The 5,600-nt window shown below is 72.0% G+C and carries 10 protein-coding genes and 1 pseudogene; all 11 read right to left on the bottom strand.

What is annotated here, in order from left to right; genetic code table 11:
* Positions 1 to 263: gene transfer agent family protein (locus BGN95_RS20205; RefSeq protein WP_286773808.1), on the bottom strand; the 263-nt coding region annotated here is incomplete at its 3' end.
* Positions 260 to 658 carry a phage tail tube protein gene (locus BGN95_RS20200; protein ID WP_179513180.1) on the bottom strand — a complete coding sequence of 133 codons (399 nt, stop codon included), beginning with the start codon at positions 656 to 658 and terminating at the stop codon, positions 260 to 262. The genes BGN95_RS20205 and BGN95_RS20200, both read right to left, overlap by 4 nt.
* The gene (locus BGN95_RS20195; protein ID WP_286773807.1) at positions 658 to 1,053 is read right to left on the bottom strand and encodes a DUF3168 domain-containing protein; all 396 of its coding nucleotides are present in this window, start codon (positions 1,051 to 1,053) and stop codon (positions 658 to 660) included. The genes BGN95_RS20200 and BGN95_RS20195 overlap by 1 nt, the downstream gene beginning before the upstream one ends.
* On the bottom strand, positions 1,050 to 1,232 hold the full coding sequence (locus BGN95_RS20190; RefSeq protein WP_179513178.1) for a hypothetical protein: 183 nt from the start codon (positions 1,230 to 1,232) through the stop codon (positions 1,050 to 1,052). Before BGN95_RS20190 ends, BGN95_RS20195 begins: the two co-directional genes overlap by 4 nt.
* Positions 1,229 to 1,750 carry a head-tail connector protein gene (locus tag BGN95_RS20185; RefSeq protein ID WP_265314029.1) on the bottom strand — a complete coding sequence of 174 codons (522 nt, stop codon included), beginning with the start codon at positions 1,748 to 1,750 and terminating at the stop codon, positions 1,229 to 1,231. Before BGN95_RS20185 ends, BGN95_RS20190 begins: the two co-directional genes overlap by 4 nt.
* A 115-nt stretch (positions 1,751 to 1,865) precedes the next feature.
* Complete coding sequence (locus BGN95_RS20180; RefSeq protein WP_179513176.1) at positions 1,866 to 2,132, bottom strand: spike base protein, RCAP_Rcc01079 family; 267 nt, start codon at positions 2,130 to 2,132, stop codon at positions 1,866 to 1,868.
* Between the two features lie 179 nt (positions 2,133 to 2,311).
* Positions 2,312 to 3,322: a phage major capsid protein gene (locus BGN95_RS20175; RefSeq protein WP_265314027.1), complete on the bottom strand. Its 1,011-nt coding sequence runs from the start codon at positions 3,320 to 3,322 to the stop codon at positions 2,312 to 2,314.
* A 205-nt stretch (positions 3,323 to 3,527) separates the two neighbouring features.
* Complete coding sequence (locus tag BGN95_RS20170) at positions 3,528 to 3,908, bottom strand: HK97 family phage prohead protease (protein ID WP_179513175.1); 381 nt, start codon at positions 3,906 to 3,908, stop codon at positions 3,528 to 3,530.
* Entirely contained in the window at positions 3,896 to 4,189 is a 294-nt protein-coding gene (locus BGN95_RS20165; RefSeq protein WP_179513174.1) for a DUF6127 family protein, read from the bottom strand. Before BGN95_RS20165 ends, BGN95_RS20170 begins: the two co-directional genes overlap by 13 nt.
* A complete protein-coding gene (locus BGN95_RS20160; protein ID WP_286773806.1) occupies positions 4,186 to 5,280 on the bottom strand; it encodes a phage portal protein in 1,095 nt (364 codons plus the stop codon). The genes BGN95_RS20165 and BGN95_RS20160 overlap by 4 nt, the downstream gene beginning before the upstream one ends.
* A gap of 121 nt (positions 5,281 to 5,401) precedes the next feature.
* Positions 5,402 to 5,600: pseudogene (locus tag BGN95_RS20155) on the bottom strand (ATP-binding protein); the annotation flags it as partial.

Raw genomic sequence — 5,600 nt, 5'->3', positions numbered from 1 at the left:
GCCGCGAGCCCGCCCGCCGCGACCGCCTCGCCGAGCCGGTCGCGGGTCAGCCCCTCGGGCGGCGCGTCGAGGCAATGCCAGAACAAGGCGACCATCTCGCCCAGCGTCAGTCCGCCCGACGCGGCACGTTCGACCAGCGCGAACAGCGGCCCCAATTCCTGCTCGGCGGCGACCAGCGCGGCAAAGCTCGGCCGCAGCACGAGCATCTCGCCCGCGACGCGGATCGCCGCCTCGCCGCGCGCCGGATTGGCCGGCGCGGTCATGCCGCCGCCACCGCGCCGGAGCTTTCGAGGCCCAGCGAATAGGATCGCTCGCCGTTGAAATCCCCGGCATAATCGAGCCGAACGACGAGGAACCGGCCGGTCATCGTCTCGCCGCCCTCGAAGGTCAGCCGGTAATCGTCGAGCGTTCCCGCCAGCGCATTGGCCTTGACCCGCGCCTCAGCCGCCGATCCGGTAAACACCCCCGCCGCCGAGACGCTGACGCTGCGCACCCCCGCGCCCGACAGCAATTCGCGCCACCCGCCCGAGCCCTTGTGGGTGATCGCCACCGCATCGCCGTTGACGCTCAATTGCGTCGTGCGCATCCCCGCCACGGTCTGCCAGCCGCTCTCCCCGCCGATCTTGAGCAGGAACGCGCTCCCTTTCTCCACCGCCATCATTCGCCCTCCCGATAGAGCCGCACGACGAACTCGCTCGTCGCCACCCAGCGATCGCCCGGCGCACGCGCGACGCGGCTGCGCACGAAGCGCAGGGTCGCCACCCGCCACCCGTCGCCCGGCGCCGCCGGCACCGCCTCGACCGCATCCTCGATCCGCGCCGCGAGCGCGCGCAGCCGCACCGGCCGCTCGCCGCCGTCATAGGCCGCGACGACGATGCGCCCCTCGCGCCCGCGCCAGTCCTTGGTGCTCCAGTCGACCAGCTCGGGCTGCTCGACCACGACATGCGGCAGCGCGGCGCGCACCGGCGGCGCGTCGAACACCGCCGCCGCATCGCCCAGCGCCACGCGCAGCGCCGCGACCACCGCTGCCTGCGCCACCTCGCGCGCGCTCACCGCAACAGCCCCGCCGGCCAGCGCAACGCGGCGAGCACCCCGCGCCCGGCGATCGTCACCCGTGCGCCGTCGCGCGTCACCCGCGCCCCCGGCAGCGCCACCCGCGCCGCCAGCCGCTCGGCGACGCGCACCGCGCGCCGCGCGCCGGCCCGCGCCGCGATCTCCGCCCAGCGGGTCACGATCGCCGCTCCGTCGCCAGCCGCATCCGGCGATATGGCCGCCACAAAGCGGTGACCGCCGCCGGCGGCTGGGTCGCGCGCCCGCGGTCCTCGTAGAGATGCGCGATCAGCGCGACGACACCCTGCGCCAGCGGCGCGGGGAGCCCCGCCCAGTCCGCGGCGAGCCCGGCGGTGTAGCGCACCGTCACCCGCCCGACGCGCGCGCGCGCGAACCGCACCCAGCCGCGCGCGTCGCCGTCGATATCGATCGCATAATCGGCCGGCGGCAGATCGCCGACCGCGTCGATCGCGCGCACCGGCGCCTCGGCGAGCAGCCGCCACGCCGTCGCGGCGGGGATCGCCTCCTCCACTGCGCGCGCGATGAGGAGAGTGCCGGTGAACGCCTCGCCGATCAGCAACGCGCTCGCGGCGAATTGCGCCATCACCCTCGGCTCGTCGTCGCCGGGGCTGCGCAGGAAATCGCGCGCCGCCGTGACCGCCCCGGCGATCGCCGCGGGCGGGATCGGGGCGGCGCTCATCGCCCGCCCCCTTCGCCAATCTGTGCCATGTCGAGCCCCCCGGTTCGAAAAGTCGAAAAGCGTCGCCCCCTTCTTCTCCCCTCCCTTCACAAAGGAGGGGAGCAAGGAGGGGCGGCTAGTAAAGCGCGAGCATGTCGCCCGCGGTGGTGCCGGTCGCGCGGACATATTGCGCGCGGAACCGCAGCACCGTGCCCGCCGGCACATTCTTCCAGATCTGGTCGCCGGTGTCCGCCGCCCCGCGCATCACGATCGTCCCCCCGGTGCCGACATACAGCGCCTTGGGGATGTCGCTCAGCGCGTTGACGTCATGCGGCACCACCGCGACCGCGCGCCGCGCCGGCGTCCTCAACGTATCGGCGTTATTCGCAAATGGATCGGCCATGTTGCCCGCTCCCTCTCGTCTTTTCCTTAAGATGGCCCGGCCCCCGGCCGTCATGCCGGGCTCGACCCGGCATCCAGAGTCACGAGCCGTGACGGCTGGGGCTCTGGATGCTGACTTTCGTCAGCATGACGCCGGTGGTCAGGGCCGAAATTGCCCTTTCGCACGGATGTTGCCGCCGCTCAGGCCGCGGCGAATTTCATCAGCTTGATCGCGTTGCTGTCGGCCACGCCCCCGCCGATCCGCTTCGTCGCGTAGAAGCTGACGAACGGCTTGTTGCTATAGGGATCGCGCAGGATCGCGGTCTCGCTGCGCTCGGCGACGAGATAGCCGGCGCGGAAATTGCCGAACGCGATCGACAGCGCATTGGCCGCGACATCGGGCATGTCCTCCGCCTCGACCACCGGATAGCCGAGCAAGGTCGCCGGCTGGCCCTGCGCGAGGCTCGGCTGCCACACGAACGCGCCGTCGGCGGTCTTGAACTTGCGGATCCGCGCCAGCGTCGCGGCATTCATCACGAACACCGCGCCCTGGCGATAGGGCGCGCGCAGGCTCTGCACCAGATCGATCAGCCGCTCCTGCGGGTTGGTCGAAAAATCCCCTGCCGCCCCCGAGGGCAGATATTGCAGCGTCCCGAACGCGCGCGTCGCGTCCCCGGTCGCCGCGACCGGCGCCTGGAGAAAGCCCTTCGGCCGGTTCGTCCCGTTCCCGCTGACGAACGCCGCGCCCTCGGCGCGTGCGAATTCGGTCGCGATCTCCTCCGCCAGCCATTGCTCGGCATCGAACATCGCATCGTCGAGCATCGCCTGAGTCGCGGTCGGATTGGCATAGAGCTCGCCCATCGGCGGGGCGATCTCGACGAACGACGGGGTCGCCGTCTCGGGGCGCGGCGCGGTCTCCGACGCCCAGCCGGAGGGAGTGCCCCCGGTGGTGATCAGCTTGCGATATCCCGCCGACCCCACCTTGACGACATTGGCGATCGCCCGGATCGGCGAGATCGACTTCAACGTCGCATCGATCCGCGCGTCGATCTCCCTGGGCATCGCGAAACCGCCGGCATCGCCGGTCACCCCGGTAAACGCCTTCATCTCGAGCGTCGCGCCGCTGCGGACATAATTGTCGAACGCCGCGCTCGCCGCTTTCCCCGCCGCCGCGCCTTCCAGCACCGGCCGCGCCATCACCGTCTCGTCCATACACGCCTCCCCCAGCCGGCCGTCAGCCGGCGAAATATCGGAGCCCGTCTCCGATCGAATTTTTGATCCATCCCGCCCGGCGTCAGACCGTCATGCCGGGCTCGACCGGGCATCCAGAGCCACCAACGCTGCCGCCCGTGGCTCTGGATGCCGGATCAAGTCCGGCGTGACGAAACGGCGTCGGCGGAGCCTGGATCACGCCAATCTAATCACTGGAAATCCACTCCACCCGCGCCGCGGGCTGCGCCGGCTGCGCGACGAGGCTCACCTCGATCAGCTCGGCGGCGACGATTTCGCGCCACGCGCCCTGCCGCGTCGTCACCGGGCGATAGCCGACCGACAGCCCGGCCAGCCCGCGCCCGCGCACCAGCCGCGCCGCCGCCGCATCCTCGATCGTCGCCTCGATCCACACCCCCAGCGCATCCTCGCCGATCGCCGCGATCGTCCCCACCGGGGGCCCGCGATGCTGGGCCAGCAGCGGCACCGGGCGGAGTGCGCCGAACAAACCGCGCCGCATCACGTCGCCCGTCCGGTCGACGCGGTCATAGACCGCGGCATGCCCGCGGATCCGCGTCACTTCACCCATTGGCCGAACCCGAATTTGACCGCGATCGCGGTGAGCAGCAGCGCCGCGAGCCACCCCGCCGCCGCCTTCCACGCGCTGCGCTTGGCATCGCGCCACGCGGCGAGCAGCGCGCGCAGCTCGGCCACGTCGCGCACCGCCTCCTCGTCGGCGAGCCCGAGCCGGGTCAGCGCGCGGGTCGCGGCAAGCTCGCCGGCTTCCTCGGCGATCGCGCGCAGCGTCGCCAGATCGGTGCCGCCCGCCGACCCTTGCGCGATCAGCTGCGCCAGGATCCCCGCGGTCATTGCCCCCACCCCACCATCTCGCGCTTCTCCGCATCGGTGATGAACGTCGCCGCGGAGACCATCCGCCACAGCCGCTCGCGATCCTCGACCAGCGCCGGCACGCGATCGGGATCGACCGCGAGCCGCGCCTCGGGGAACCACGCCGCCAGCCCCGCGGCCAGCGCCGCGAGGATCGCGTCCGCCAGCGGCAGCACGGTCGTGCGCCACAAGGCGCGGTTGGCCTCGCGATAATTGGCGTAGGTCGCGTCGCCCGGCAGCCCGAGCAGCATCGGCGGGACGCCGAACGCCAGCGCGATCTCGCGCGCCGCCGCCGCCTTGAGCGCGATGAAATCCATATCGGCGGGGGAAAGGCTCAGCGGCTGCCAGCGCAGCCCGCCTTCGAGCAGCATCGGCCGCCCGGCATTGCCCGCCCCGGCGAACCCCGCCTCCATCTCCTCCTTGAGCCGGCCGAATTGCTCGGCCGACAGCGCCGATCCGTCGCCGGGATCGTAGACCAGCGCGCCGGACGGGCGCGCGGCATTGTCGAGCAGTGCCTTGTTCCACGTCGCCGCGGCGTTGTGGATCGCGATCGCCGCCGATGCCGCGCCGAGGCAGCCGAGCCCGTAATGATCGTCGAGCGGGTTGAAGCTGCGGATATGGATCACCTCCTCCGCCGCCAGCCGCGTCGTCCGCCCGCCGACGCGATAGACATAGCCCGCCGGCCAGCCGGTCGCGTCGAGCTCGATCGTCACGCGTTCGGGGCGCAGCGGATAGAGCGCCGCCGCCTCGCCTTGCGCATCGCGCAATATCTGGACGAAGGCATTGCCGTGGAGCAGCAATTGCGCCGCGATCACCCCGGGCAGCCGCTCCCCCGCCACGCGCGCGCCGATCAGCCGCGCGAGATCGGGCGCCGAGGCATCGACCGGCGCGCCGCCGACGCTCTCCGCCACCAGCCGCACCGCGCGCTGCGCGACCGCATTGGCGGCATAGCCGGTGCGGACCTGCGCCTCATAACCCTGCGGCCAGCGCCCGGCGGCGTCGAAATAGCCGTGCCCCCGCGAAAGCGCCGGGCGCGACGCGTCGCGCCCGGCTTTCCAGCCGAACAATCTCATGTTGGTCTCCTTGAACCCCTAGCGCGATTTCGAGGTAGGTGGAATCGCCTGCCGGCTCGGAAATCGCGGTAAACAAAGGGAAATAGAGCGGTGATCCGATGCAATCGGATCGACAACCGCTCTAAAGCCCGCGTATCGCCGCCGCGCCGCGCCGTCCGAGCATCAGCTCGGTCAGCGCCCACACCAATGCGTCCGCGCGGTCGGGCGAGCGCCCCGGCCCTTCATAGCCGCCGCCCGCCTGCAGCCCGCACAGCTCGTCCTCCAGCGCCGGAAACGCACCGGCGTGCCACACCTTCCCCGCCTCGTAGAGCGCGGCGACC

Source organism: Sphingomonas sp. 66-10 (assembly GCF_001897045.1).
GTDB classification, from domain to species: domain Bacteria; phylum Pseudomonadota; class Alphaproteobacteria; order Sphingomonadales; family Sphingomonadaceae; genus Sphingomonas; species Sphingomonas lycopersici.
The sequence above is the reverse complement of the archived record's forward strand: the minus strand, read 5'-3'. Positions and strand labels throughout refer to the sequence as shown.

Coding starts and splice junctions, on each gene's coding strand:
- BGN95_RS20200 (WP_179513180.1), bottom strand. CDS start 658: ATGGCGGTGGAGAAAGGGAGCGCGTTCCTGCTCAAGATCGGCGGGGAG.
- BGN95_RS20185 (WP_265314029.1), bottom strand. CDS start 1,750: ATGAGCGCCGCCCCGATCCCGCCCGCGGCGATCGCCGGGGCGGTCACG.
- BGN95_RS20180 (WP_179513176.1), bottom strand. CDS start 2,132: ATGGCCGATCCATTTGCGAATAACGCCGATACGTTGAGGACGCCGGCG.
- BGN95_RS20175 (WP_265314027.1), bottom strand. CDS start 3,322: ATGGACGAGACGGTGATGGCGCGGCCGGTGCTGGAAGGCGCGGCGGCG.
- BGN95_RS20170 (WP_179513175.1), bottom strand. CDS start 3,908: ATGGGTGAAGTGACGCGGATCCGCGGGCATGCCGCGGTCTATGACCGC.
- BGN95_RS20165 (WP_179513174.1), bottom strand. CDS start 4,189: ATGACCGCGGGGATCCTGGCGCAGCTGATCGCGCAAGGGTCGGCGGGC.
- BGN95_RS20160 (WP_286773806.1), bottom strand. CDS start 5,280: ATGAGATTGTTCGGCTGGAAAGCCGGGCGCGACGCGTCGCGCCCGGCG.